Origin of the sequence: Gilliamella apis (genome assembly GCF_030758615.1) — a bacterium.
GTDB classification, from domain to species: Bacteria; Pseudomonadota; Gammaproteobacteria; order Enterobacterales; family Orbaceae; genus Gilliamella; species Gilliamella apis_A.
Window position 1 is genome coordinate 2526667 of sequence record NZ_CP132381.1, and the last position, 24564, is coordinate 2551230.

The window sequence follows — 24564 nt, forward strand, 5'->3', positions numbered from 1 at the left end:
CATTATTCAATCTCCTCATTAACATCTTCATCTTGTTCTTCACTATTATCATCATCCAAAATAAGTGATGATTCTATTTTAATCGCTTCACCATCACGAATTAAGCGTAATTGCGCTTCTTGCGCATCATCACTACTACGAACATCAGCGCCAAAGCGGAAAATAGATTCATTTATACGAAAACGACTACTGTCATTACCTACAATAAAAAAGATCATACCTAGTCGACGTAAGCGATTTAATGCGGTTTTTACTTTATCAAACAGTTTTTGACGATCTAAGTCAGATCCCGTTGAACGTTGATTAACTAATTTCAACAATTTACTTTCATCCGCTAAGGAAACCAGCTCATCAAAAAGTTCTTGCAAAGTGAAGATACCTTCATGCGCTAATCGTTCTGGGCTTAAATAGAGATAACACAATACTTTACCCACTAACATGTCTAATTCAGAAAGAACTGAACGGGGAATTAAAGTGGTTGAACGAGGACGAAGATAAAAAAAGCCTTCTGGTGCACGAATCAGCTCAACATTATAGCGTTGATAAAACTGTTCAAGTTCAAATTGAAAATCCATCAAAAATGCATGATTGTCCAGCTCATCAATACCAATATGGCGACCTGAGCGTAATAAACTATCTAGTTCAGGGAAAATTGGATTGGCAATAGCTTGAGCCAATTTAACTGGCATATATTTATCTATAGACGCTTGAGAACTTGCAGCAATACGTCCCATGACTTCATCAAGATGATGAGCAGTTTGTTCCATTTCTATATCTTTAGTATCTGTTGATGACATGTGCTTGTACCTTAGCTCCATAATCGTTAATAGGTTTCCATTCGGCAGGAATACCAAGTAAATCACTTTCGGCAATACCTAATCGAATAGCCTGATCAATAAACAATCTTGCAATATCAAAATGCTGTTCTCGAGGGAACTGTGCTAAATAACTATGAATAGCAATACTCATATCAAGTGGTTTATTTTCTTGTTTAAAGATCAATAAATTTTGTTCAATATGTGCAACTATGTGCTCTTGAATTTCTTCAATCATTTCAAATTCGAGTTCGGAAGGTAACTCGCCTGTCACTTCAGCTTCATGTAATGCCAATTCTTCATCACGCATATCCAGTAAACGTTCAGCATTCGCAAAAGTAAGTGACCATGGTGAATCAAAATAGCTTTGGATCGATTTGCGTAATCGTTGAGAAAAAACTCGATTCTTATCTAAATCAATTGCAGTACGAATAAATTTATGAACGTGCCTATCATAACCTATCCATAGGTCTATTGCTTTTTGTCCCCAACCGATGATTCGGTCTAATTTACCTTGTAAATCAATAACTACATTATTAATTTTATCTAACTCAGGATTATCCAAAGTCGCATCTTGTATTAAAAGCAAACTAGCTTGTAACTTATCGCCAGCCGCTGCTAATGTATCTTGTAATTCACGTAAGGTTTGCGATGTTTCTGTCAGTAAGCCCTCACAGCTACTAATTGCCGCCTGCCAATCTTGACTTAATAATGCAGAAATATTTTGTTTTACATCAGCTTGTTGTTCATCCATCACTCGCTGAGTGATATCAATGCTATCAAAGATCTCAGCTACTGAATATTTTAAAGGTGCGAAAACATTACGATGCCAATGTAAATCATCACCACCTTCAAGAGCAGCATCTGCGGCACGTTTTAACTCTTGTGCCACAATTGAAAGCTGAATTGATAAACGTAAAGTCGAGAATTCTCGTTGACGAATATAGTAATCAGATATACCAATTCCCAACGGTGTCAATCGATAAATAGAATAACCATCGGTCATTTCGCTAGCAAAACGTGTGATTAAACGCTGGCGTACTAAATCATTAATCGCATTATTAGCACGGACAGTAATAGTATCTTCACTTTGCTCAAAAATGTGTGAAACATGTCTAAAACCATCAATTAATTCAGATTCAGTCATTTCACCATCAAAGCGTTCACTGTTTAATACAGCTATTGCCAACAAAAAGGCTAATCGCTCAACAGGCAAAGCAATTGAAAAATCATTTTTTTTTGCCCAAGAGACCAGTTCTGGCACTGATTGGGAAAAATCCATCATAGTGATTCCTTAATTAAGGATGTCCAGAAAGCCTGACATCTTAAAATAATATGAGAAACACAATATATTGTGTTATGGACAAAATTTTATCGATTATATAACAAATTGTAGTAGTTAAAAATAGCTAAGTTTAGGATTTATTATTAGATGTAATATACTATATTCCATTTTCTCAAATTACTTTTATTACCTTAATCAAATTGGCTTCTATAGATACAAAAATAATAGAATATTAACCTACAACTGGTGCCTTCTATAAATCCAACAAAATTGAAGCGCAGTGACAACTTATCAATTACTGCAAATAAAGAGGGTAAACTGCTGACCAGTACTTCTGTCATTGTTGATGTAGTTAATAATTTAGATAAAACAGAAATATCCAATGATAAAGGATAAGCAACTATTATACCAAATCAAAGGTCAAATGTTATTGGATTAAAATTGACTTTCTAGTAAAAAATAACCAACTAGCGACACAAGATTAATTTATATTTAAAAAACGGGATTATTATCCCGTTTATTATTAATCATCTGATTAAACTTCAGCATTAATTGGACGAGGTATAAGAAAACTACAAATTAGAGCTAATACCGTAATCGCTAATCCAAGTAACATGCCATTAAAATAACCATCAATTGAACTACCATTCATCATCTGAATTGCTGGTAATAAAGCAAAACTTAAGCCTGCGCCTAAATTAAATGCACCAGCATTCATTCCTGGTAGAAAACCTGGGTTTTCGCTAGGAGATAAAACAACACCTAAGCCATTTAAGATAATATTGGCCATGCCTGCGTAGAAAATACCTAGCACAATAACCCCTACCGATAAAATAGGTAGAGAATGAATGCCATAAAACATAATAACTAGAATGCCAATAACACAGCCCACAAGACCTAATTTTAACACATTGTTATAACCCATTGTTGGTGCCAACCTTCCGGAAAATGGTCCCACAAACCAACCAATTAAAGCATAAGGAGTAAGAAAAATGAGTGAAGCCCAATCCGCTTCTAATCCAAAGCCAATCTCATGATTTTGAGCAATTGACATGACCAAACCATTAACAATGGCGAAAATACCTGTCATGGTTAAAGTTGTTGTTAATAATAAAGCCCATGTAGCACGTTTTTTCAAATGATTGGTGGTAACAAGTGGTTGTTTATTTCTTTTTTCTACATGCCAAAACAGAATAAAACATAAGATAGCAAATAGTGTTAATCCTACCACAATCAACCAATTTGCATTACCCAGTTTACCCGCTTCATTAAGCGCGAGTAATAGCGCAGCTATGGTTAAGACAATTAGCAAAACACCTAACCAATCCATTTTGGTGCCTGCCGATGGTTTGGATTCAGAGGCAAAACGATGAACAAAGAAAGTGGAAATTGCAGCCACTATAGCTATAACCCAAAATACAGAACGAAAACCGAAATGAGTTGCAAGTAGACCACCTGCTATCGCATCAACACCAGCTATACCACCATTTACTGCTGTTATTATTCCCATTAACATACCATATTGTTTAACATCTTTTACTTCAAAACTTAACATTAACAAGCAGAGAGGTACGACTGGTCCTGAGACACCTTGAATAATCCGCGCGGCATATAACACTTCAATATTTGGTGCAACAGCAGCTAAAACTGTACCTAATGTCATGATTAATAACATAGCAGTTAAGACTTTTTTTCGCCCTTTTATATCACTTAATCGTGGTAAAAATAATGAAAATAAAGCTGCTGCTGTGAAAAATGAGGTTTGCGATAGCCCAACAGCAGCATCATTCGTTCCTAACTCTTTTGCTATGGTTACTAATACAGGGCTTAACATACTAGCATTAAGTTGGAAAGCAACACATGCAGCAAGCAAAGCCATCATCAGTGTAAATACACTGGATTTACCTTTACTTTTTTCAATCATAGATTAACCTCACCTATTCGTTCTAGGGAGTCAACAATTAAATCCCAAAAACCAGTATGATCAAGTTCAGTTGCAACCTGAGTATGACAACTATCATCAGGAGGAAAACGAAAATCAGCCACGGTCATTCCTAAAGTTAATGTACCTGTCAATTCAATATCAACTGGCACTCGTTTAGTTTTTATTAATTCAGGATTTATAACATAAGCAACAGCGCAAGGGTCATGCACTGGCGGATAAGTAAAACCTTGAGCTTGTTTATACATTTTTCCGAAGAATTCCAGCATTTCCAAAACAAATTTAGCTGGTTTTGTTTTTATTGCAGATATTTTTTCAATTACTTCTGGTGTAGCTAATGCTTGATGGGTAAGATCTAATCCAACCATAGTAACAGGCCATTTTTCATTAAATACTATATGAGCTGCTTCTGGATCTATCTTGATATTAAACTCAGCAACAGCACTCCAGTTGCCAACATGATACCCACCACCCATCAAAACAACTTCTTTTACTCGCTCAACGATTTTCGGCTCTTTACGTACCGCCATTGCAATATTAGTTAAACCTCCAGTTGGAACCAATGTGACTGTTTTAGGGGGATGTGACATAATGGTATCAATGATTAAATCAATAGCATGCCTTTTATCTAATTGAATTGCCGGTTCAGGTAAAACGGGGCCATCAAGTCCAGAGTCACCATGAATATCAGGTGCCACTTCTACATTTCTAATTAAAGGTCTTACCGCTCCTGCAGCAAAAGGTACATTTGTAATATTAGCGATACGTGCAACAGATAATGCATTGCGAGTTACTTTTTCTAATGTTTGGTTACCAACAACCGTAGTTACCGCTAGCAATTCAATATTTGGATTACCATGAGCTAATAAAAGTGCGATAGCATCATCATGACCGGGATCGCAATCAAGGATAATTTTTTTTGGCTGATTCATCATAAATCGGTTCCTCAAGTAAATTTATATATTTGCCATTCGTTTAAGCACATTTTGATGCGATGGCATATTTGATGCACCTTCGCGCTCAACGGCTAAAGATGCAAAAGCTGAAGCATAAATTGCTGCTTGATAAAGGGTTTCTCCTTTAGCCAATGAAGCACAAAAAGCGCCATTAAAAGCATCACCAGCACCAGTTGTATCAACAGGAACAGCTAAAAAAGGCTTAATATGTTGATGATGTTTTCCATCATAGACAAGAGAGCCTTTACTACCTAAAGTAATAATGACTGTTTGAATCCCTAATGAATAGATTTTTTCTGCTGCAAGCTTAGCACTATCGAAATCATTAACTTCAACTCCTGACATTAAACTTGCTTCAGTTTCATTCGGAGTAACAATATCGATATAAGACAATAACTGCTGAATATCTTTAGAATAAGGCGCCGGGTTTAACACCACTTTTACCCCCATTGCTTTAGCTAATTTCATTGCATTTAAAACAGCATCAATATTATTTTCAAGTTGAACTAATAGAATATCAGATTGTTTAAGATAACTTTCTAACATTACAATTTCTTTATTAGTAATTGTTAAATTTGCACCCGGATAGATGGCTATCATATTCTCGCCATTCTCTTCAGAAACATAAATGACAGCATTGCCAGTAGGTTCTTTATCTGATTGATACAAAGTAAATGAGTTAATTTTCGATGAAGAAAGATGATCATGAGCAAATTGACTAAATTGGTCGGTTCCCACTTTTGCGACAAAATGAACTTTTGCATCGGCATGACTTGCAGCAAGTGCTTGATTAGCACCTTTTCCACCTGGACCAATCATACTTTTTTGCGCCAGAATTGACTCACCACCTTTTGGAAATCTTGCTACTTGCGCAACAATATCAACATTAAATGAACCTAAAATACAAACATTACCGTTCATTCTGTCTCCTAGTTTTTTAAATTTCTGTTTTTCATATCTCGTCATTAATGAGGTAATACACTCTTTATCAGTAACATTGCTTACTAATCTGTGCCTTTTTATCATGGCACCACCGTGACAACGAATAACTAATAATTGTTTCGCCAGTGTAGAGAGATCTTTTCTAATAGTCTCTTTAGATACTTTAAATATTTCCGAAAAATATTGAACACTACATCTTTCATGTTTATCTAAATAAGCTAAGATAGCTTTTTGTCTTTCTTCTAAGAACATAAAGTAAACCTCTTGATGATTAAATCAAAGTATAGCTGGATTAAATCATTAAAAGAGTGATAATAATCATAACTTATGAGATAAAACAGAAGCAAACGGAACTAAGATAGGTTGGACTCGACTGCTTTAAAAATAACAAAATTTAATGAAAACTATTCATTTTATTATTGTCACATCTATTAGTAATAACTATCAGCAAAACAACTATACTTTTGCTATAACTCATAACGCTATATCAAGTTATCATAAAAAATAATAATCTAATTTTGATAATAAAAAATTAATTCCTTACTCGCACTGTCGCTAATTTATGCTAAAATCGCAAAACATGAATAATCTTTCTTAACATAAGGATGTAACGCAATGCATATCGGTATACCAAAAGAACGGTTAGCCAATGAAGCTAGAGTTGCAGCAACACCTCAAACCGTTGGACAACTGTTAAAACTAGGATTTACAGTTTCAGTAGAACAAGGTGCTGGGCATGCTGCTCATTTCGAAGACCAAGCTTTTATTGATGCTGGAGCCACTATTCAAAGTACAAAGGATATTTGGCAAAATGATCTTATTTTAAAATTTCATGCGCCAACTGATGAAGAAATCGCTCTAATGAAAGAGGGATTAACGCTTATCAGCTATATTTATCCTGCTCAACATAAAGATCTTTTAGAAAAACTTGCAACTAAAAATATCACTGTAATGGCGATGGATTGTGTACCTCGTATTTCACGAGCTCAATCACTTGATGCATTAAGTTCAATGTCGAACATTGCTGGTTACCGTTCAGTTATTGAAGCAGCAAACCAGTTCGGTCGTTTCTTTACTGGACAAGTAACAGCAGCAGGTAAAGTACCACCAGCAAAAGTGTTGGTAATTGGTGCGGGTGTAGCGGGCCTTGCTGCAATTGGTGCGGCAGTTAGCTTAGGTGCTATTGTTCGTGCATTCGATACCCGACCTGAAGTTGCAGAACAAATTAATAGTATGGGTGCTGACTTCTTAGAATTAGATTTCGAAGAAGAAGCTGGTTCCGGTGATGGCTATGCTAAACAAATGTCTGCTGCATTTATTGAAGCAGAAATGGCATTATTTGCTGAACAAGCGAAAGATGTTGACATCATTATTACTACAGCATTAATTCCAGGTAAACCTGCACCAAAACTTATCTCCAAAGAGATGGTTGAATCGATGAAACCAGGCAGTGTTATTGTTGATTTAGCAGCCTTAACTGGCGGTAACTGTGAATTAACTAAACCAGGTGAAGTATTCGAAACTGATAATAATGTTAAAATTGTTGGTTATACTGATTTAGCTAACCGTATGCCTGCACAAGCATCACAATTATACGGTACTAACATTGTTAATTTATTAAAACTACTTGCTAAAGAAAAAGATGGCAATATTGACATCAACTTTGATGATGTAGTGATTCGTGGTGTAACTGTAGTTAAAGACAAAGAAATAACTTGGCCCGCTCCACCAATTCAAGTTTCAGCACAACCACAGAAAAAAGCGGTTGAGCCTGTGGCTAAACCTGAACCAAAACCAATGTCACCAGCCAAAAAATATGGCATTTTAGCTTTATTAATTATTGCCTATTTCTGGTTAGCAAACTCTGTGCCTGAGAGCTTTTTAGGTCACTTTACCGTATTTGCTTTATCATGTGTTGTTGGTTATTACGTAGTATGGAATGTAACCCATTCATTACATACACCACTAATGTCAGTTACTAATGCTATATCGGGTATTATATTAGTCGGTGCAATATTACAAGTCGGTGATGATAATGGCTTAACAACGGCGATTGCCTTCGTTGCTATTTTAATTGCTAGTATCAATATTTTTGGTGGATTCTTTGTTACTCAAAGAATGCTGAAAATGTTCCAACGTGGCAAGTAAAGGAGATTATTGATAATGTTAAGTCATGGAATCATTCAAGCAGCTTATGTTATTGCTGCATTACTATTTATCTTTAGTTTACGAGGCCTATCAAATCAAGAATCAGCTAAATCTGGAAACATTTATGGCATGATCGGTATGGCAATTGCGCTTATTGCTGCTGTTGCTAGTATCAAAGGTGGACTACACTGGATCATTATTGCTATGGTTATTGGTGCCGCTATCGGTCTTTATCTAGCTAAAAAAGTAGAAATGACCCAAATGCCAGAACTGGTTGCGCTTCTCCATAGTTTTGTTGGTATGGCGGCCGTTCTTGTTGGTATAAACAGCTTCTTAGATCCGCACATGGTTGCACCGAATGAAGTAACAATTCATTTAGTTGAAATTTTTGTAGGTGTATTTATCGGTGCTGTTACCTTCTCAGGATCAATTGTAGCATTTGGAAAGTTAAATGGTAAAATTAGTTCAAAACCATTATCTCTCCCATATAAACACTACCTAAATCTAGCAGCAATAGTTGTATCAGTTATCTTGATGTTTATATTTATTAATGTACAAACTGGCGCAGGAGCCTTAGTTTGTTTACTTATCATGACAATTATAGCATTAGTGTTTGGTTTCCACCTTGTAGCATCAATTGGTGGTGCGGATATGCCTGTTGTTATCTCAATGCTTAATTCCTATTCTGGTTGGGCGGCAGCAGCGGCTGGCTTTATGTTACAAAATGATCTTCTAATTGTAACTGGTGCATTAGTGGGTTCTTCTGGTGCAATTCTTTCTTACATTATGTGTAAAGCAATGAATCGTTCGTTTATCAGCGTAATTGCCGGTGGTTTTGGTAGTGATGGCAGTTCATCAAGCTCTTCAGAAGAAGAACAAGGTGAATACCGTGAAATGCAACCAGCAGAAGTTGCGCAAACCTTAAAAGAAGCTCGTTCAGTAATAATCGTACCTGGTTACGGTATGGCCGTTGCGCAAGCTCAAGGTGCAGTAAGTAACATTACTGAAAAACTTCGTGGTATGGGTATAGAAGTTCGCTTTGGTATTCACCCAGTTGCAGGACGTTTACCTGGCCATATGAACGTATTATTAGCTGAAGCAAAAGTCCCTTATGATATTGTATTAGAAATGGATGAAATTAATGATGACTTCCCTGATACAGATGTTGTTTGGGTAATTGGTGCTAACGATACAGTTAACCCAGCGGCAGAAGAAGATCCTAATAGTCCTATCGCAGGAATGCCGGTTCTAGAAGTTTGGAAAGCAAAAACTGTCATTATTTCAAAACGCTCAATGAACACCGGCTATGCTGGCGTGCAAAACCCACTATTCTTTAAAGAAAATAGCTACATGTTATTTGGTGATGCTAAAGATAGTGTTGAAAAAGTGTTGCAAAATTTATAATAATGTAACCATTAAAAATAACAACAAACTGCGACTTAAGTCGCAGTTTGTTTAATGACAATTTTCATTTTTTGAATGTTTTAGATAAAAAGCCAATAATGAGATCTGTAACTTCACGATGTATCTCACCTCTCGCACGATAACCACCATCTTTACAAATAATACTTTCATCTTGTTTTTCTTGATTTAAGATATCTAATGCATTGGATTTACAAATTTGAATAAAACTGAAATGCATTGCATCTGGAATAATAATATAAGTTGAGGACGATTTTGGTAGAAATTCTTGTACATAACCTGACTCAAGTTTGGCATCCGTATCATCTATATCTATTCCAGCTCCAATAATAAGAGCAGGAATTTTAATTTTTTCTAAGCTATCTACGGTGAATCCTCTTGTCAAACCAGCATCTAAAGATATGAATGCCTTTATCCTAGGGTCTAACATACTTTTATTTAGTTCTGGATTGGCCAAACCAAGTTCAGACATCAAATGACAACCTTTTAAATATGAATACTTTTTACAATCCTCATTGAAAGTGTCAGTATTAAATCTAGCGCCAGACAGTGCAATTACTGACCAACCACCTAACGAATGGCCTATAGCGACAATCTGATTAAAATTAATAATATTTGTGAATATTTGATCTTCAGCCAGAGCATCAATAGTTTTGCTTAAATCCTGCGGACGTAACCATAGTTTAGCTGACTGCTCAGTATTCTTATCAAATATAGTTGTTCCTGGATGATTAGGAGCTGCAACAATATATCCTTTTGCAGCTAATTCATGTGCAAGCCAGCTTAAATTTTACCAACTGCCACCATAACCATGTGAAAGTAAAATTAATGGAGATTGAGTGCTCTTTATTTCCGGTATTTCATCAGTAATAACTTCAGACCCCCAAAAAATAGCATTATCAGCTATAGTTATTAAATTTTGCTTATTATTAGTTGCATACCAAACAGCAATATCTAATGGTCTTCCATCTTGTATATCATAGTAAATTCGCTTGAAACCAATATGTTCTGATGCGTTGGAAATAAGAGGAAAAAGCACAATAAATAAATTAATTACTAAGAAAAGGGGCTTTACCATACATTATCCTTAACAAGATCATTTTTATTAACATTCTAAATAAAAAAAATTAAAATCATTATAAAATGATTTAATAAAGTTTATTAATGACAATTATTATTGAGCTCTAAATTACAGTCTAAAATAAATATAAAATGAAAGAAATGATCAATGATTTTCAAGTTTTACTTGTTCTTTATGATAAAGGTAATAAGCCCCTCGAGAAACCATTCGAAGTTGAAAAATAAGATCTTCTATTAATTTTTGACGTTGAATAGTGTCAAAATCAAGCGCTTCAGCACCAGCATTGAAAGCAATGGTAACCATCGCTTCTGCTTGAGCTTCATTATAATGATGTGGCATTTGATTAGCATGATCTAAATAGTCAACAAGCTCGACGATAAAATGCTGAATTTCACGAGCAATAGCCGATCGAAAATCAGAAGATGTTCCGGCTTTTTCACGCAGTAATAACAAGAATACTTTAGGGTTTTTATCTATAAATTCAATAAAGGTGGTTACAGAAGTCCGAAGCACGCTGCCACCTTTTTCGATACGTTTTCGAGCTTGTCTTAACAATTGGCGAAGCGTTAAACCACTTTCATCAACCATCGCTAAACCTAATTCATCCATATCACGAAAATGTCGATAAAATGAGGTGGCGGCAATACCTGCTTCACGAGCAACTTCACGCAAACTTAAACTAGCAAAACCCTGTTCAGCATTAAGTTGATTAAACGCAGCATCAATTAAACTTCTACGCGTTCTTTCCTTTTGCTGCGCTCTGACACCACCGGGTTTAATGTTTTTCATTTTCAAAATTCATCATGATACAAATATAAGTTATCAGTTTGTTTGACCTAATAATCGCTCTTTTTCTGCAAATACTTTTGGCATATGATCACGAATAGTTTTAGCTATAGTTTCATAACGTGCTCTTAATGGAGAACCTGGTCGATAAATCAAAGCAATACTTCGCGTCGGTATAGGATCATTACAAGGAATATAACAAATATTATCGCGAGTACGCTCATTCGGAGCTGCCAGCTCTGGAAATAAGGTAATTCCACGGCCAGCTGATATCATACTACGCAATGTTTCTAAACTTGTTGCTTTAAATTGTTTGTCTTCATCGATTCCTACTTGAAAACAATATCCCATTGCATGTTCACGCAAACAGTGACCATCTTCTAACATTAAAAATTTTTGCCCTTTTAAATTAGAAAGTTTAACTGTTTGTTTAGTGGCTAATTCGTCATTTGCTGGAACGGCTAGAAACATAGGTTCATTAAATAGTGGTAATTCAATAAATTGTGCCGTTTCTTTTACTTGAGCAATAATCGCACAATCCAGCTTCCCACTCTCAAGTTGAGCAACAATATTGGCGGTTTGAGCTTCATGTAAATAAAGTTCTAATTGAGGAAAAGATTCATGTAATACCGTAATTACATGTGGTAATAAATAGGGGGCAATAGTAGGAATCAAACCTATATGCATCGGGCCAGACATCTCTTCGCCTTGACGACTAGCCATCTCTTTTAAAATTTGTATATTACGTAAAATTTCTTTGGCTTGCTCAACAAGCATCATGCCGGTTTGGGTAAATAACACTTTGCGACTAGTTCGCTCAAGTAACATTACACCTAATTCGTCTTCAAGTTTTCTGATTTGACCACTTAATGTTGGTTGACTAACATTACAAGCATCTGCTGCTTTACGAAAGTGCCGAAATTCAGCTAACGATACAAAATATTCCAAATCACGAATATTCATAGTGTCCCCAAAAAATTATCAGTTAATGGTTATATACTCAGAAATATAATAAATAGATATAAAATACTACTGTTTTTTGTATAAAAATCATTTATAAAATAAGAGTATCAAATTCAGTAAAATTAATTAGTCATTTAAATACAGATAAAACCTGTTGTTATGCATAATTTCTTGATGCTTAATAGGCTAACTTTATTAATTGTACTATATAAATTGCTATTGTTGATAATTATGTTTAAAAAATCAAATAGAATCTTTGATGATTATAAACTAAATCCCATCATTCTACTTACCATAGTCATACTAAGAAAAATGGAAAGTTAAAAGTAATTGCGATATAATCGCGCGCTAGATTGCTATATAGACTATTATTAATTTGAGGTGTGCTATTTTTAAACAAGTTTCTCGCTTTTATCGTAAAATGTTTCAGCATGAAGAACAGCAAAAATCGCACTATGTCTGCATTTCTCGTAATGAACATAATATTTCTCGTAAAAATATAAGCGAAAATGCCTTAAAAGTTCTTTATCGCTTAAATAAACAAGGATATGAAGCTTATTTAGTTGGTGGATGTATTAGAGATCTTCTCTTAGGTAAAAAACCTAAAGACTTTGATATTGCCACAAATGCAACTCCAGAACAAATTCAAAAAGTATTTCGTAATTGTCGCTTGATCGGAAGACGTTTTCGCCTAGCTCATATTATGTTCGGTAAAGAGATAATTGAAGTCGCTACCTTTCGTGGTGACCATGATGGCCAAAGTGAACAGACCAATATATCTAAACGTTCACAATCTGGCATGCTATTACGTGACAATGTATACGGTACGATTGAACAAGATGCTATTCGCCGTGACTTCACGATGAATGCCCTTTACTATAATGTGAAAGACTTTAGTATCCGTGATTATTGTGGCGGATTAAATGATTTAAAAAATGGCATTATTCGATTAATTGGTGATCCGCAAACAAGGTATCGTGAAGATCCAGTTAGAATGTTAAGAACAATTCGTTTCGCGGCGAAACTTAACATGAAAATTGATCAAGCAACGGCAGATCCCATAAAAACACTTGCGCCATTATTAAATAATATTCCATCAGCACGACTTTTTGATGAATCTTTAAAATTATTGCAATCTGGTCATGGTTACAATACTTATATTTTATTAAAACAGTACCAATTATTTGAACAACTTTTTCCAGTAATTGAACGCTTATTTGTACAAAATAATAATGGTAATCTGGAAAAGATTATTGCTCACGTATTAAAAAATACTGATTATCGAATAGAAAACAAGCAACGTGTCAATCCAGCTTTTTTATACGCTGCCTTTTTTTGGTATCCAATTATAGAACAGACTCAGATTAACAGTATTGAAAGCGGTTTACAGTATTATGATTCTTTTTCTATGGCCATTAATGATGTATTAAGCGAACAATGCCGAATTATCGCTATACCCAAACGATTAACAAATGTAATGAGTGACATTTGGCGTTTACAATTAAGAATGAGAAAGCGTGAGGGGAAACGCGCCTTTGCGATTTTGGAACACCCAAAATTTCGTGCCGCTTATGATTTACTAGAAATGCGATCATCTATTGAAAAAGGTGAATTGTTAGATTTAGCCAAATGGTGGGATGAATTTCAACATGTATCCACCGAAAGAAAAATATCTATGGTTAAACAACTTGGTAAAAGCAATAAACGACGTATTAAACGTTAATTTTCATTCGCACTTTTACAAATAACCGCTATAATGTTTTAATTAAAATAATCATAATTACACTCTAATCATTGATGAAAAAATTATCACTCTCTCTTATTGCTATAGCTGTTTCATTTTCTTTGTATAATTATGATAGTACTAGCTATGCAATTGGCATACCTAAAAACGAAACGAGCAATCCTCAGTGTCTTATTAATGTACCAAAATTTGATCGCCCAATAGTAAACGGTGATATAAATTCATTACCGGTTAATGCAGAATCTGATAAATTTGAAGCAATTTATCCTAATTTAGCTATCTATAGTGGCGATGTGTATGTTGAACAGGGTAACCGCACCGTTTTAGCAGATAAAGTAACTATTGATTCTAAAGATGCAAATAACCGTATGGCAATATTGGATGGAAACATCACTTATCAAGATAATTTGATAAAAATGAAAGGTAATCATGCGGCGATAAACCTCAATAATAATGATTCAAATATGAATCCTAGTGAATATCATTTAGTTGATCGGCTTGGACGAGGTAAAGCTGATGAAATGAAATTGGAAAAAAATCGCTATATAATTCTAAAAAATGGTAGTTTTACTTCTTGTCCGGTAGATGATAGTACTTGGAATATTAAAGGTACTACTGTAATTCATGATAACGAGGAACAATTACTTGAAGTTTGGAATGCAATATTTAGCATCGGTAAAGTCCCTGTTCTATATTCGCCTTATTTACAATTACCTACCGGCAATAAAAGACGTTCTGGTTTATTAATGCCAACCTTTAATTATGATAGTACCGATGGTATTGATTTCGCTTTACCTTTTTATTGGAACATTGCACCAAATTATGATGCAACATTAACACCAAGAGTATTCCAACATCGTGGTGTGCAATTACAAACCGAATTCCGATACTTGAATCAATTAGGATTAGGAACTATCGCATTTGACTGGTTACAACATGATAAAAAATACCGAGAAGATAGAAAAATATTATTAAATGGTAATAATTATGATGATAATAATAATCGATGGTTATTCCATTGGAAAAATGATGAATTAATAAACTATAATTGGCGCTTATTTACTGATGTTACACGGGTTAGTGATAACCAGTATTTAACTGATCTTAATCCTAAATACGCTTCTCAAACAGCTGGATACTTAACACAATTTTATAAATTAGCATATAATAATGAAAATTGGGATATTGCTCTAGGTTATAAACATTTTCAACAATTTCATTATAAAAATCTTTACCAAACTCAACCTCAATTGGACATTACCTACTATAATTACGATTTGGGTCCACTAAAATTCAAGACATTTTCACAGGTGTCTCATTTTATAAACGAAGCCAAAAATAAACCCAATGCATGGCGAGCTCATATTGAACCAACTCTCAATTATACAGTAACAAATTCTTGGTCTTCGTTAGCAACTGAAACAGGTTTGATGGCAACTCACTACAAACAACAAAATCTTAAAAGATATAATAGGGTAAATAAAAGTTCAGATAAAAAGTTAGATAGTAATGTGAATCGTTTCATACCTAAATTTAGCCTAGATGGTAAAGTTATTTTCGAACGAGATTTTAAGTTTATGGATGGTTATAATCAAACACTTGAACCTCGTATTAAATATACCTATATCCCCTATCGCAATCAATCCAATATCAATAATTACGACTCAAGCTTTTTACAAGCTGATTATGTCGGTTTATTTAGAGAACAGTCTTATAGTGGTCTAGATCGTATAGCATCAACAAATAAACTCGCTACAGGCGTGACTACACGTTTTTATGATAGTAATAAGATTGAAAAATTTAACTTATCCCTTGGTCAAATTACTTATTTCACTAAATCTAAAACGAGTGAGAATAATAATGAATTAGATAAAAATTCAGATACTGGTAGTATTACATGGGCAACGGATAATTTTTGGCGTATCAGTAATGATATTATTTTTCGTAGTGGCATCCAATATGACACTCGGATTGATACTATTGCTTTAGCCAATACAACTTTTGAGTATCATCCTACTAGTGATAAATTTATACGATTATCTTATCGATATGCAAACCATGATTATATTGCTACAGTAGACGAAAGGTATAAACGTTCATCAGATAAACTTTATAAACAAGATTTGTCTCAGGCGGGAGTTATGGCTAGTTGGCCATTATCAGAAACAATAAATGCTGTTGGTTCTTATTATTATGATACTAAGTTAGACCAAATTGCTGATAGCTTTATTGGTTTACATTATAGTGACTGTTGTTGGGGAGTGACCATGCAATATGGCCGAAAACTAACCGATTGGGATAATACAACGCATATAAGTAAATATAAAAATAAACTTTCAATTAATTTTGAATTACAAGGCTTAGGAAATAATAATGATAGTACAGCCAAAATGTTAGATTTTGGTAAATTACCTTATATATCAACATTTGAATAAACTAACTAATAAATTTATAGTGATAAAATTAATATCACAACAATAATGAGTTGAATAAATATGAAATTATTAAAGCTTTTTATCGCATTAAACTTAAGTATTAACGTAGCACTATTTACACCAATTTCTGCTCATGCTGCTCCAAAAGTTATAGAGCAAGTTGCTGCAGTGGTTAATAATAATGTCATTTTAGAAAGTGACGTTAATGATATGTTAAAAACCATTAAAGCTAGTGCCGACCCAAGAACTTTACCTAGTGACAAAGTGCTCCGAAAACAAATCATCGATCGTTTAATCGTTGAAAATTTAATTTTACAAAGAGCTGCTAAAGCTAAAATTACTATTAGTGATGATGAAATAACTGGTGCAATTGATGGTATCGCTGCTGAAAATGGCATGACCATCGATCAACTACGAAGTAGATTATCAGCGATGGGAATTAGCTATAGTACTTATCGAGAACGCATTCATAATGATATGTTGATTGAGCAAGCTCGTATGCATGAGGTTAGACCGAGAATCAAAGTTTCACCTCGAGAAGTAGAACAATTAACCAAGACAATGACTAATCAACCAACCAACAATATTGATGTCAAAATTAGTCATATTTTAATCTCCATTCCAGAAAAAGCATCTAAACAACAAGTTGACAGTGCCACAAATAAAGCCATGGATATTATTAATCGAGCAAAAAAAGGGGAAAATTTTGCTAAATTAGCCACATCATATTCTAATGATGACCTAGCACTAAAAGGTGGTTCTATGGGATGGCGAAAACTCAATGAACTACCAACTATTTTCGAAGAACGTCTGATTCGTGCAGCAAAAGGTAGTGTAGTAGGGCCTATCCGTTCAGGTGTCGGTATTCATATAATAAAAGTTGATGATACTCGTTCTGAAGCGCCGAAAAAAATTACCCTCCAAGAAGTGAATGCTCGACATATATTAATTAAAACTAACGTATTAGTTACCGATCAAGTTGCTAAACAAAAATTAACGGATATCCGTAAAGCCATTACTAGTGGAGCAACAACATTCACGGCGGCGGCAAAAGCGAATTCTGAAGACACCGGTTCTAAAGACAATGGCGGTAATTTAGGCTGGAATAGACCTGAAGTTTATGATAATGGTTTTAAAAGTGCATTATTACAATTGAAAAAAGGTGAAATCAGTCAACCAATAAGATCATCTTACGGTTGGCATTTAATTCAACTAATTGATACCAGACAGACTGACGGTACTAATATGGTTAAAAAAGATCAAGCGTACCGACTTATTTTTAACCGAAAATTTGCCGAGGAAGCACAAGTTTGGATTCAAGAACTTAAAGGTGATGCTTATATTAAAATTACAGGTGAAGGAAAGAATGAATAGTCGTGTTCATCAAGGGCATTTTGCTCGCAAACGATTCGGTCAAAATTTTCTACATGATGATTATATTATTGAAAGTATTGTTGCAGCGATACAACCTAAACAAGGGCAAGCTTTAGTTGAAATAGGCCCAGGACTTGCTGCATTGACTATACCGGTAAGTAAACATGTTGATCATCTAACTGTGATAGAAATTGATAGGGATTTAGCTAGTCGATTGGTCGAAAATCCTTTTTTACAAAATAAAATTAGTGTGATTGAACAAGATGCATTAACATTTGATTTTAATCTATTATTCGAGCAATTAGGTCAGCAATTAAGAGTATTTGGTAACTTACCTTACAATATTTCGACGCCCTTAATGTTTCATTTATTTGAATACGCGCCAATTATTGCTGATATGCATTTTATGTTACAAAAAGAGGTCGTTACTCGTCTAGTTGCAGCGCCAAATAGTAAAGATTATGGCCGTTTAAGTGTGATGGCACAATATTACTGCCAAATTATCCCTGTTTTAGAAGTGCCACCAACTTCTTTTAAACCCGCGCCTAAAGTTGACTCCGCTGTAGTGAAACTAATCCCTTATAAGCAAAAACCTTATTTAGTTAATGATGTCAAAGTACTTTCACGTATTACTACAGAAGCATTTAATCAAAGACGTAAAACCATACGCAATAGCTTAGGTAATTTATTTACGCCAGAACAAATGCTCGAATTAGATATTGACCCTAATTTACGGGCGGAAAATTTGACGGTAAAACATTATTGTCTATTGGCAAACGCTTGGAAATAATCTTATGGCAAATCTAATAATTGGTGATATTCATGGTTGTTATGATGAATTTATGCGTTTACTTGAAAAAGCAGGTTTTTCATCATCGGATACGTTATGGTTAACTGGTGATTTAGTTGCTAGGGGGCCTAAATCACTGGAAGTTATTAGATTTGTTAAACAAAATAGCGAACAAATTAGATTAGTGTTAGGTAATCATGATTTACATCTGTTATCAATCTATGCCAATGTTACCCCTCCTAAAAAGAAGGATAACCTTGATGAATTAATTCATGCAGATGATTTTGATGAATTAATGAACTGGTTACGTAAACAACCACTAGTCCAAATAGATGAAAAACTAAAACTCATTATGACTCATGCTGGAATATCACCACAATGGGATATGGAAACATTAAAAAAATGTGCCCATGATCTAAATGTCATTTTAAGCAGTGATTCCTATCCCCTTTTCCTTGACAAAATGTATGGTAATTTTCCCGATGAATGGTCAATAGATCTACAAGGATTAGATCGATTACGATATATTGCCAATGCATTAACGCGAATGCGTTATTGCTACGAAGATGGCCGACTCGATTTTTATTACAAAAACCAACCAGATCAAGCTCCCTCAAAGCTTAAACCGTGGTTTGCTCTGCCAAGAAAAATCCCCTCAGATTATAGTATAGCTTTTGGTCATTGGGCAGCACTGAATGGAAAAGGGACTCCTGAGAATATTTACGCGCTTGATACAGGATGTTGTTGGGGTGGCAAATTAACTTGTTTACGATTTGAAGACAAAAAATACTTCAAAAAGAGAAATATAGAAACCAATTAAATTAGAAAAAGGCTATTTTATTATGTCTGCACTATCTGTTATCAAATCAATTTGGAAAATTATCAATTTAATCAGAGAAATTTTTCTTAATCTCGTTTTCTTAATCATTATTCTATTGATTTTTAGTGGTATCGCATTAATAAAAGAAGTAAACAAGAAAGAAGTCATTCCTCAATCAGGCACTTTAATTATGGATCTTGAGGGTGTTGTCGTTGACAACTCACTTTATAGTGATGAAATTTATGAAATACAAGATAAGATTTATGGCAAAAGAGTAAATCTATCTCGTGAAAATAGCTTATTTGATTTAGTGCAAAAGATATCTCAAGCCACATCAGATCCTAATATTAAAAGTATGGTATTGAAATTAGATAATTTTGTTGGTGCTGACATGAGTTCTCTACAATATATTGGAAAATATTTAACGAATTTCAAAGCAGCCAATAAACCTATTTATGCCATTGGTTCAAACTTTAATCAAAGTCAATATTATTTAGCCAGTTATGCTAATAAAATATACTTAACGCCATTAGGCGCTGTAAGCGTATTTGGATTATCAGCCAATAACTTATATTACAAAACATTATTAGATAATTTAAAGATAAATACTCATGTTTTTCGTGTTGGTACTTATAAATCTGCTATTGAACCGTTCATTCGAGACAATATGTCGGATGAAGCCAGAAGCAACACCTCTCGATGGCTAAATCTAATGTGGAATAACTACCTTGGCGATATTTCAGAAGAACGAAAAAAAACGCCGACACAATTAGTACCTTTACCTAAAGACATGTTATCAGAATTAAAAGCGGCTAATGGCAACATGGCACAATACGCTTTAGCAAATGGGTTGATTGATGCAATAGCGACTAATCACGAGTTCGAACTTGAAATCAATATAAAAAATAGAGTAAGTATTTATGATTACCAGCTAAAAGAAAATGTGAAGCCAACAACTAATGAACCCAAAATAGCAGTTGTTTTTGTTAATGGAACAATTACCAACGGAGAAAATAGCAGCAACGTCGCCGGAAGCCAAGATATTGTTGCGCAATTAAGAAACATTCGTAAAAATTTAAATAAAAATAATATACAAGCTGTCATAGTTAGGGTAAATAGTCCTGGTGGAAGTGTTGATGCTTCAGAAGCAATTCGCAATGAATTAGAGGCTTTACGTAGTTACCAAATTCCGGTGGTTGTCTCCATGGGAGGAATGGCTGCATCTGGCGGTTATTGGATATCAACTGCATCAGACTATATTGTTGCCAGCCCAAATACTATAACTGGATCCATTGGCATCTTCGGTATAGTACCAACCATTGAAAATTCACTTTCTCATATCGGAGTCTATAATGATGGAGTATCAACATCACCGTTAGCACATAGAAGCATAACTCAGAACTTATCCAATGAAATGAACCAATTCATCCAAATGAATATTGATCATGGTTATCAGACTTTTATTTCTTTAGTAGCAAAAGCACGAAATATGACTATCGAACAAGTAGATAATATAGCCCAAGGTCAAGTGTGGCTGGGTTCAGAAGGAAGTAAAAACGGTTTAGTTGATAAGTTAGGTGATTTTGATGATGCAATTGAAATGGCAGCCACATTAGCTAGTATTTCAGATTACCAAATAGATTGGCAAAAACAAGAAGGTAATTGGATCAATGCTTTATATTCAGATATGATTGCAATGATGCCAAAATCAACAGCAGAAGTATTGTTCGAACAACTACCAGAAATAAAACAGATCAAACAACAAGTTTCGTTCTGGGACAAGTTCCAAGATGGACAAAATCGTTATATTTACTGCATAAACTGTGCTGATATAAAATAATTCCAATAATCCACCTTAATGGTGGATTATTATTAATTCTTATTGTTCTGTTTGGAAAAAATAACGCATATTATTCATTGCAGCATGGATGAGATTATAATTAGGAGTTTCATTTACTTCATTATTATAAGTATCGAAATAATGACTAATACCGAGACGATTAACAAAATAAATGTTGTCTTTAGTCCGTACAGCATAAGAACTATAATTTGACATTAGTAACCAGTCTCGATCTTTTATTGGGCTAAACAAATCATATCCAGTCGAATAGTCAGTAATATCATTTTTTACATGTAAATAATGGCGCATTATTGTTGGTACTACATCTTCATGACTAGTAAATTTATTTATGTTATCGCTCATGTGTTGAAGATCTTTTGCTCCAACAATAATAAAAGGTACCTTGGTTTGAGCATCCGTATAATTTCCATTATGCCCCCAAAAACCTAATTTATTATCATTCATTTCTTGTGAATGATCACCAGTAATAATTATTAATGTATTATCTAATGAACCAGACTGTTTAAGTTCATCATAAACTTTTTGCAACAAATAATCATCATAATAGACACTCTGTTTATAACGATTAAAAATTGGACCGGGATCCGTATTATTATTTAACGTCATATAATTGAGATCACCAACCGGTTTAAATTTTACCTCAAAATCATTTGGGAAATCATAACCATGTGGCGCATCAAAAAATAAAAAGGAAAAACTCGGGTTGGATTTATCCCTAGATCTATACCAATTTAGCCAGTCATCAGTTATCTGTTTATCACGACTTGATGCAGGGCCTTTTTTACTACTAATTCTTAAATTTTTAATAGTTGAAAAAACAGTACGATCAAATTCAGGAGATGAAACTTTGGCTGAAGTAAAAATACCGATATTATAGTTCTCTTTTTGTAGGGTAGTTATAAATAATGATGGAATTTGATTTCTTAGAAATGAATCCCAGTATGTGCCGGGAATACCATAAAAAAGACCAAAAATACCGGTACGAGTTGCATTACCTGTAGAATAATGATTATTAAAAATTATACCATCATTCTGTTGAACAAAACGATAGGTATTGGGAGAAATATCTGGACTAAAAGTATCATAACGCCAAGAATCCAATACAATAAACACAATGTTGGGTGTTGCTTGTTTATCAGGATTAATCAGAAGTTCTCTTTTTGGATAGTAGATACTTGCGTGCTTATTATCTCTTTCAATGTGTACTTTACGTTGTCCTGATTTATCAAAATACCCCATTATCTTTTTTGAAGTAAATGGGCGATATAATGGAATATATTCTTTAACAACCATAATCGGTGAATAGGCATAATAAAAAGCAATCATATGTATCAGATGACTGATAACCAAACAACAAACAAGAAAAACTGTCGGTATAATTAATAATTTAGATCGAATATTATTAAGATTAAATTTCTTATCAAGTAGATACAGAATTAAATATTCCGCTGCAAAAAAAACGAATATCAACAAAAATATTAATATATAAGTCATAGCTGAAAAATCCACAACCTGACCAGAAAACACCATTGATAATACCGATTCGTTAATATGAAATCGATATTGCTGGAAAACAATAGTATCTATATATAAAATAATCTGAAATAAACTGAATATAAAAGCCAAGCAGATATTAGTTAATTTTTTATTCATCCAAAGAGTTGGAAGTGATAAAACAAAAAACAATAAATAAACTGAGAAAAAATGCCCCAGAACTGCGATGAATGAAAAAAGACAACCATCCCATGTAAACAACGCCCCAGGAATCAAAAAATATCGAACTGTTATTACTGACGAAATTAAAATATTTACTAACAGGAACAAATAAAGTTTTTTCATAGAAATCCATTAGGTAAAAAGCTGAAATTTTTTAATAATAATATTTTTTTTATTTTGATTTATTGCTTTCCGAAAAATTTTTAACAAAAAAACAATAAAAGTATAGAAATTAATATAAAATTAACAAAAAGGGCTCTTTGTAGAGCCCTTTTTGTTAAGAATGGTTATCTTCGATCAGCAAAGATGCGCAGTAACATAATAAATAAGTTGATAAAGTCAAGATAGAGTGTTAATGCACCTAATATCACATAACGCCTAAACATATTTTGATCGTCTTGTGATAAGTTAATACCCAATTGCTTAAGTTTTTGTGTATCATAAGCGGTTAATCCAGCAAAAATAAATACGCCAATATAGGTGACCGCCCACATTAAAGGTTCGCTTTGCAAAAATAGATTAACTAGAGAGGCGATAACAATACCAATTAATCCCATGAATAAAAAACTACCAAAACCAGATAAATCACGTTTAGTCGTATAACCATAAAATGCTAACGCACTAAACATTCCAGCGGTAATAAAAAAGACACTGGCAATAGAAGATGACGTATAATAAATAAAATATATAGAAAAAGTACAACCATTTATTACTGAATAAAGCATAAATAAAGTTGTCGCGGCAGCACCAGATAAACGATTAATCATTCCTGAAATAACAAATACTAATCCAATTTCAGCAATTAAAAGTACCCACATTACTCGTGATAATAAAATGAGAAACTCAAAACTAGTTGATGCGAACCAAGCAACAAAAGCAGTTAAAAGTAAACCAACAGCCATCCAACCATACACTTGACTCATGTATGTTTGTATACGACTACTAGCCTGTTCTATAATTGACCCATTCGGCGTATAACTTGACATCTCTTTCCTCTCATAAAAATAACATAACGACTCTATTATATATTAAATAGGGATTAATACCATTTCTTCAAGGCATTTACATCAGATTGCTTTGCTTCTACCCAATTTTCACCACTAGTAGTTTGTTCTTTCTTCCAAAATGGCGCTTCATTTTTTAATACATCCATAATAAATTCAGTTGCGGCAAAAGCATCTCTGCGATGTACCGAACTAACACCAACAAAAACAATTCTCTCATTAGCATTAATTTTGCCCACACGATGAACTAATGCAACTCGATTTATTGACCATCTCTCTCTGGCTTGATGAATAATGTTGCTAAACACTTTTTCCGTCATTTGAGGGTAATGTTCCAATGTTAAACAAATCACTTGATTTTCTAAACTACGCACCTTACCCATAAAAGTAACTACGGCACCATCTTGAGGTAACTCATTTAACCATTTTATCAATGAATTTATATCAATAGATGATTGGCTTATTTCAATAATATTCATA

20 protein-coding genes are annotated in these 24564 nt (G+C 33.9%); 8 read left to right on the forward strand and 12 right to left on the reverse strand.

The features are described 5' to 3' along the window. Positions 1 to 2: 2 nt before the first annotated feature. From mukE to rbsK, 5 genes are all read right to left on the reverse strand, one after another. Positions 3 to 734 (reverse strand): chromosome partition protein MukE, encoded by a 732-nt coding sequence (mukE, locus tag RAM17_RS11625; protein WP_081298793.1) that lies wholly within the window; start codon positions 732 to 734, stop codon positions 3 to 5. Between the two features lie 43 nt (positions 735 to 777). After that, a complete protein-coding gene (gene mukF, locus RAM17_RS11630) occupies positions 778 to 2100 on the reverse strand; it encodes a chromosome partition protein MukF (protein WP_086353907.1) in 1323 nt (440 codons plus the stop codon). A gap of 535 nt (positions 2101 to 2635) precedes the next feature. Further along, positions 2636 to 4024, reverse strand: coding sequence for a uridine transporter UriT (uriT, locus tag RAM17_RS11635; RefSeq protein WP_110447152.1), 1389 nt, complete (start codon positions 4022 to 4024; stop codon positions 2636 to 2638). Further along, positions 4021 to 4974 carry a uridine-preferring nucleoside hydrolase UriH gene (uriH, locus tag RAM17_RS11640; RefSeq protein ID WP_370527995.1) on the reverse strand — a complete coding sequence of 318 codons (954 nt, stop codon included), beginning with the start codon at positions 4972 to 4974 and terminating at the stop codon, positions 4021 to 4023. The genes uriT and uriH overlap by 4 nt, the downstream gene beginning before the upstream one ends. 24 nt (positions 4975 to 4998) lie before the next feature. Then, a complete protein-coding gene (rbsK, locus tag RAM17_RS11645; protein ID WP_110447151.1) occupies positions 4999 to 6192 on the reverse strand; it encodes a ribokinase in 1194 nt (397 codons plus the stop codon). 363 nt (positions 6193 to 6555) lie between these two features. On the opposite strand from rbsK, the gene pntA reads away from it, so the two are divergent. Both pntA and pntB read left to right on the forward strand, forming a co-directional pair. Next, on the forward strand, positions 6556 to 8088 hold the full coding sequence (gene pntA / locus RAM17_RS11650; RefSeq protein WP_110447150.1) for a Re/Si-specific NAD(P)(+) transhydrogenase subunit alpha: 1533 nt from the start codon (positions 6556 to 6558) through the stop codon (positions 8086 to 8088). A gap of 15 nt (positions 8089 to 8103) precedes the next feature. Next, complete coding sequence (pntB, locus tag RAM17_RS11655; RefSeq protein WP_065650792.1) at positions 8104 to 9492, forward strand: Re/Si-specific NAD(P)(+) transhydrogenase subunit beta; 1389 nt, start codon at positions 8104 to 8106, stop codon at positions 9490 to 9492. A 64-nt stretch (positions 9493 to 9556) separates the two neighbouring features. Here the strand turns inward: pntB and RAM17_RS11660 are convergent, their stop codons facing one another. The 4 genes from RAM17_RS11660 to oxyR all read right to left on the reverse strand — a co-directional run bounded on the left by RAM17_RS11660 (position 9557) and on the right by oxyR (position 12340). Next, positions 9557 to 9982, reverse strand: a complete 426-nt coding sequence (locus RAM17_RS11660; RefSeq protein ID WP_110447149.1) for an alpha/beta hydrolase family protein — start codon at positions 9980 to 9982, stop codon at positions 9557 to 9559. Positions 9983 to 10300: 318 nt separating this feature from the next. Then, the gene (locus RAM17_RS11665; protein WP_110447148.1) at positions 10301 to 10588 is read right to left on the reverse strand and encodes a hypothetical protein; all 288 of its coding nucleotides are present in this window, start codon (positions 10586 to 10588) and stop codon (positions 10301 to 10303) included. Between the two features lie 147 nt (positions 10589 to 10735). Further along, positions 10736 to 11380 (reverse strand): HTH-type transcriptional repressor FabR, encoded by a 645-nt coding sequence (gene fabR, locus RAM17_RS11670; RefSeq protein WP_110447147.1) that lies wholly within the window; start codon positions 11378 to 11380, stop codon positions 10736 to 10738. A 33-nt stretch (positions 11381 to 11413) separates the two neighbouring features. After that, positions 11414 to 12340: a DNA-binding transcriptional regulator OxyR gene (gene oxyR, locus RAM17_RS11675; protein ID WP_110447146.1), complete on the reverse strand. Its 927-nt coding sequence runs from the start codon at positions 12338 to 12340 to the stop codon at positions 11414 to 11416. A 421-nt stretch (positions 12341 to 12761) separates the two neighbouring features. Here oxyR and pcnB point away from each other — a divergent pair, with 421 nt between their 5' ends. The 6 genes from pcnB to sppA all read left to right on the forward strand — a co-directional run bounded on the left by pcnB (position 12762) and on the right by sppA (position 21343). Beyond that, complete coding sequence (gene pcnB, locus RAM17_RS11680) at positions 12762 to 14063, forward strand: polynucleotide adenylyltransferase PcnB (RefSeq protein WP_372339515.1); 1302 nt, start codon at positions 12762 to 12764, stop codon at positions 14061 to 14063. Between the two features lie 74 nt (positions 14064 to 14137). Further along, on the forward strand, positions 14138 to 16519 hold the full coding sequence (lptD, locus tag RAM17_RS11685) for an LPS assembly protein LptD (RefSeq protein ID WP_110447144.1): 2382 nt from the start codon (positions 14138 to 14140) through the stop codon (positions 16517 to 16519). Between the two features lie 60 nt (positions 16520 to 16579). After that, positions 16580 to 17893, forward strand: coding sequence for a peptidylprolyl isomerase SurA (surA, locus tag RAM17_RS11690; protein WP_110447143.1), 1314 nt, complete (start codon positions 16580 to 16582; stop codon positions 17891 to 17893). Beyond that, the gene (rsmA, locus tag RAM17_RS11695) at positions 17886 to 18683 is read left to right on the forward strand and encodes a 16S rRNA (adenine(1518)-N(6)/adenine(1519)-N(6))-dimethyltransferase RsmA (protein ID WP_110447142.1); all 798 of its coding nucleotides are present in this window, start codon (positions 17886 to 17888) and stop codon (positions 18681 to 18683) included. The genes surA and rsmA overlap by 8 nt, the downstream gene beginning before the upstream one ends. A gap of 4 nt (positions 18684 to 18687) precedes the next feature. Next, the gene (gene apaH, locus RAM17_RS11700) at positions 18688 to 19503 is read left to right on the forward strand and encodes a bis(5'-nucleosyl)-tetraphosphatase (symmetrical) ApaH (protein WP_110447141.1); all 816 of its coding nucleotides are present in this window, start codon (positions 18688 to 18690) and stop codon (positions 19501 to 19503) included. Positions 19504 to 19525: 22 nt separating this feature from the next. Further along, complete coding sequence (gene sppA / locus RAM17_RS11705) at positions 19526 to 21343, forward strand: signal peptide peptidase SppA (RefSeq protein WP_110447140.1); 1818 nt, start codon at positions 19526 to 19528, stop codon at positions 21341 to 21343. Positions 21344 to 21382: 39 nt separating this feature from the next. Here the strand turns inward: sppA and RAM17_RS11710 are convergent, their stop codons facing one another. The 3 genes from RAM17_RS11710 to moaE form a co-directional block, all read right to left on the reverse strand. Further along, complete coding sequence (locus RAM17_RS11710; protein ID WP_110447139.1) at positions 21383 to 23203, reverse strand: DUF3413 domain-containing protein; 1821 nt, start codon at positions 23201 to 23203, stop codon at positions 21383 to 21385. A gap of 164 nt (positions 23204 to 23367) precedes the next feature. Further along, positions 23368 to 24066 carry a Bax inhibitor-1/YccA family protein gene (locus RAM17_RS11715; RefSeq protein WP_110447138.1) on the reverse strand — a complete coding sequence of 233 codons (699 nt, stop codon included), beginning with the start codon at positions 24064 to 24066 and terminating at the stop codon, positions 23368 to 23370. Positions 24067 to 24119: 53 nt separating this feature from the next. After that, a complete protein-coding gene (gene moaE / locus RAM17_RS11720; protein WP_110447137.1) occupies positions 24120 to 24563 on the reverse strand; it encodes a molybdopterin synthase catalytic subunit MoaE in 444 nt (147 codons plus the stop codon). Position 24564 lies beyond the last annotated feature (1 nt).

Coding starts and splice junctions, on each gene's coding strand:
- rbsK (WP_110447151.1), bottom strand. CDS start 6,192: ATGTTCTTAGAAGAAAGACAAAAAGCTATCTTAGCTTATTTAGATAAA.
- pcnB (WP_372339515.1), top strand. CDS start 12,762: ATGTTTCAGCATGAAGAACAGCAAAAATCGCACTATGTCTGCATTTCT.
- fabR (WP_110447147.1), bottom strand. CDS start 11,380: ATGAAAAACATTAAACCCGGTGGTGTCAGAGCGCAGCAAAAGGAAAGA.
- surA (WP_110447143.1), top strand. CDS start 16,580: ATGAAATTATTAAAGCTTTTTATCGCATTAAACTTAAGTATTAACGTA.
- apaH (WP_110447141.1), top strand. CDS start 18,688: ATGGCAAATCTAATAATTGGTGATATTCATGGTTGTTATGATGAATTT.
- RAM17_RS11710 (WP_110447139.1), bottom strand. CDS start 23,203: ATGAAAAAACTTTATTTGTTCCTGTTAGTAAATATTTTAATTTCGTCA.
- mukE (WP_081298793.1), bottom strand. CDS start 734: ATGGGACGTATTGCTGCAAGTTCTCAAGCGTCTATAGATAAATATATG.
- pntB (WP_065650792.1), top strand. CDS start 8,104: ATGTTAAGTCATGGAATCATTCAAGCAGCTTATGTTATTGCTGCATTA.
- RAM17_RS11715 (WP_110447138.1), bottom strand. CDS start 24,066: ATGTCAAGTTATACGCCGAATGGGTCAATTATAGAACAGGCTAGTAGT.
- uriT (WP_110447152.1), bottom strand. CDS start 4,024: ATGATTGAAAAAAGTAAAGGTAAATCCAGTGTATTTACACTGATGATG.
- RAM17_RS11660 (WP_110447149.1), bottom strand. CDS start 9,982: ATGTCTGAACTTGGTTTGGCCAATCCAGAACTAAATAAAAGTATGTTA.
- oxyR (WP_110447146.1), bottom strand. CDS start 12,340: ATGAATATTCGTGATTTGGAATATTTTGTATCGTTAGCTGAATTTCGG.
- moaE (WP_110447137.1), bottom strand. CDS start 24,563: ATGAATATTATTGAAATAAGCCAATCATCTATTGATATAAATTCATTG.
- mukF (WP_086353907.1), bottom strand. CDS start 2,100: ATGATGGATTTTTCCCAATCAGTGCCAGAACTGGTCTCTTGGGCAAAA.
- rsmA (WP_110447142.1), top strand. CDS start 17,886: ATGAATAGTCGTGTTCATCAAGGGCATTTTGCTCGCAAACGATTCGGT.
- lptD (WP_110447144.1), top strand. CDS start 14,138: ATGAAAAAATTATCACTCTCTCTTATTGCTATAGCTGTTTCATTTTCT.
- uriH (WP_370527995.1), bottom strand. CDS start 4,974: ATGAATCAGCCAAAAAAAATTATCCTTGATTGCGATCCCGGTCATGAT.
- RAM17_RS11665 (WP_110447148.1), bottom strand. CDS start 10,588: ATGGTAAAGCCCCTTTTCTTAGTAATTAATTTATTTATTGTGCTTTTT.
- pntA (WP_110447150.1), top strand. CDS start 6,556: ATGCATATCGGTATACCAAAAGAACGGTTAGCCAATGAAGCTAGAGTT.
- sppA (WP_110447140.1), top strand. CDS start 19,526: ATGTCTGCACTATCTGTTATCAAATCAATTTGGAAAATTATCAATTTA.